The sequence below is a fragment of the Noviherbaspirillum denitrificans genome (assembly GCF_002211445.1).
Lineage (GTDB): Bacteria > Pseudomonadota > Gammaproteobacteria > Burkholderiales > Burkholderiaceae_D > Noviherbaspirillum > Noviherbaspirillum denitrificans.
Genome location: NZ_LSTO01000001.1, coordinates 3,518,713 through 3,521,551, shown reverse-complemented (window position 1 = coordinate 3,521,551; position 2,839 = coordinate 3,518,713). Strand labels below are relative to the sequence as shown.

General features: G+C 60.7%; 3 protein-coding genes. All 3 read right to left on the bottom strand.

The annotated features are described in order from the left end of the window. Positions 1-819: D-(-)-3-hydroxybutyrate oligomer hydrolase (locus AYR66_RS16995; protein ID WP_214608765.1), on the bottom strand; the 819-nt coding region annotated here is incomplete at its 3' end. 94 nt (positions 820-913) lie between these two features. Further along, positions 914-1,651, bottom strand: a complete 738-nt coding sequence (gene fabG / locus AYR66_RS16990) for a 3-oxoacyl-[acyl-carrier-protein] reductase (protein ID WP_088708491.1) — start codon at positions 1,649-1,651, stop codon at positions 914-916. Positions 1,652-1,923: 272 nt separating this feature from the next. Further along, positions 1,924-2,839 (bottom strand): sigma-54 interaction domain-containing protein (locus tag AYR66_RS16985; RefSeq protein WP_170942321.1); only part of this gene is annotated, 916 nt, incomplete at its 5' end.

Here is a 2,839-nt window from a genome sequence, read left to right as displayed (position 1 = left end):
TCCGACCGCCTGCAGCGTGTTCTTGCCCCAGTCCTTGTCCGGGTTCTGCTGCGAGTGGGCGTGCTTGTAGGCGACGCGGTTCGGGAACAGTGCGTTGTACGCGGTGCGTGCTGCCTCGGTGATGTTGGCCTTGAACAGAGCGGCCGTGCCGGCGGTCGCGGCATCCGCCGTCGTGCCGTCGATCAGCGTGACCTTGTTCGTCTGCAGGTCGTGGAAGCCGTTGCCGCTGCCCTTGTCGGTATAGGCCACCGCGCAACCGCGCTTGAGGCCCCATTCGCCGGCGGTGCCGATCGCACCGTAAATGCCGCGCGAACCGGAAGAAGTCGCCGTCACGATGCAGGGCTTGGACGGATTGAAGCTGTCGGGGACCTGCACCATCAGCGTCACGTTCTGGGCGCCGCTGCCGTCATCGGCATAGGCAATGAATTCCTTCCCTGCGATCTTGCCCGTGCTGCTTGCCGTCGTGCCGGCGATGGCGACCGTCGGGCCGTAGAGCGTGCCGAAGCCGCCGTTGGCGGTAGTATCGACGAGCGCGCGATAGTTCTGGTGAATCGCAAGACGGCGCAGCTCGGCCGCGGTAGGTGTCGCTCCGACTGTCGGCGCGGTAGCGCTGGCCAAACCGCTCGCGCCGAGGCCTGCGGTGAGCAGGTCGTCGCTGTTGCCGTCATAGGTCTTGCTGGAGATGTTCCCCTTGAGGAAAGCCGGCGCCACGTTGGCCACGCCGAGGCTCAGCGATGAACCGCCGCCCCCGCCACCGCCGCATGCGGCCAGCACGCCCGTCATGATTGCCGTCAATCCGATTGTCTTGCGTATTGCCATGTTGTCTCGCTCCTTAAGTTATTCCGGCTGTCTCGGCCGGGGCTCTACTGCTTATTGTTGGAACCGGGTACACCGCAACTGCTGCTGAACTGCCTTAAAGCGTCATCCCTCCACAGACTTCAATGACGGCGCCATTGATATAGCTCGCTTCGTCGGAAGCAAGGAAGGCAAAGGTATTGGCGATCTCCTCAGGCCGGCCGAGGCGCCCGAGCGGCACGCGCTCTTCGAGGGAGCGGATGACCTTTTCGGGCATGGATTTGAGAATCGTCGTTTCGATGAAGCCGGGGCAGACGGCGTTGACACGAATTCCATGCTTGCCGAGTTCGCGCGCCCAGGTCTTGGCCATGCCGATGACGCCGAACTTGCTGGCCGCATAGTTGGTCTGGCCGAAGTTGCCGTAGATGCCGACGATCGACGACGCGTTGAGCACGACACCTGTCTTTCGCTCGATCATGTTGTCGACCACCGCCTTGGTGCAGTTGTAGGTGCCCTTGAGATTGACGTCGATGACCATGTCGAACTGCTCGTCGGTCATTTTCTTGAGCTGGGCATCGGCGACGATGCCGGCGTTGTTGACCAGCACGTCGATGTGGCCGAAGGTCGCGAGTGCACCGCTGACCATCGCTTCGATGCTTTCGGATTTGGTGACATCGACCTTGAAGCCGATGGCGCTGCCGCCTTGGATACGGATTTCGGCGACGGTTTCGGCAACGGTATCGTCCAGGTCACAGACGACGACCCGCGCCCCTTCCCTCGCGAACTTGAGTGCAGTGGCCTTGCCAATGCCCCTGCTTGCGCCGGTGATCAGCGCCACTTTGTTGGTGAGCCGCACGTTGTCTCCATATCGTTGTTTTGCCTGGTGGAGACCGCGGCATAGTTACGCGGCCATCACTAGTGATAGCCACATATGGCAAATGTCATGCCAGAAAAATCAAGTCTTTGATTTTTAAGGAAAATATCGAAAAACGCCGGCCAGAGAGAGCAAATGCCACGCAGAAACAAGGTGTGAAAGCGTATAATTTCCATACACTTTTCCTTGATATTAAGTTATGTCCTTGAAAAATAAAGACTTTATCGGGCGTCTGCAATTTAGACATGTGTCTATTATTCAGACACCAAGTCGTAATCAACGATCTTCTGATACAGCGTCGCCCGCGAAATGCCGAGCAGGCGCGCGGTCTGCGCCTTGTTGCCGCCCGTGCTGTCCAGTGCGGATTTGATGAGGCTCTTTTCCAGTTCCGAAACCGCCTCGCCCAAGGGACGAATGCGTTGCCCCGGCGTGTTGTCCGGCACTGTCTCGACGCTCCGATGCATGACGGCATTGCTGGGCAGGATGGTGGCGAAGTCTTCCGCGGTCAGGCTGATGCTGTCGGTCAGCATGCCGGCCTGTTCAAGCGCATTGCGCAGCTCGCGGACATTGCCCGGCCAGCTGTAGGATGCAAGGAAGGTACGTGCGGACGGCGCCAGCTCGCGCTGCGGCATGCCGGTACGTGTCGCGATCTGCTCCAGCAGGTGCTCGCACAATGCATCGAGGTCCCCCAACCGCTCGCGCAACGGGGGCAGCACGATGGGCAGTACATTCAGGCGGTAGTACAAGTCCGAGCGGAACTTGCCGTCGGCCACCAGCTGCTTGAGGTCGTGGCTGGTCGCCGCGATCACGCGCACGTCGACCTTGATGATGGTGTTCGAACCGAGCGGTTCGATTTCCTGCTCTTGCAGCACGCGCAGCAGTTTGGCCTGCACCTGCAGCGGCATGTCGCCGACTTCGTCGAGGAACAGCGTGCCGCCGTCAGCAATCTTGAACTTGCCGTCACGCCCCTTCCGGTCGGCGCCCGTATAGGCGCCCGGCGCGACGCCGAAGAATTCCGCTTCGAGCAGTGATTCAGGAACGGCCGCGATATTAATGCCAACGAAGGGCTTGCCTGCGCGACCGGACGCTGCGTGAATTCCATGCGCCAGCAGTTCCTTGCCGCTACCCGTTTCACCGAGCAGCAACACCGTGGTATCGAGCTGCGCCGCA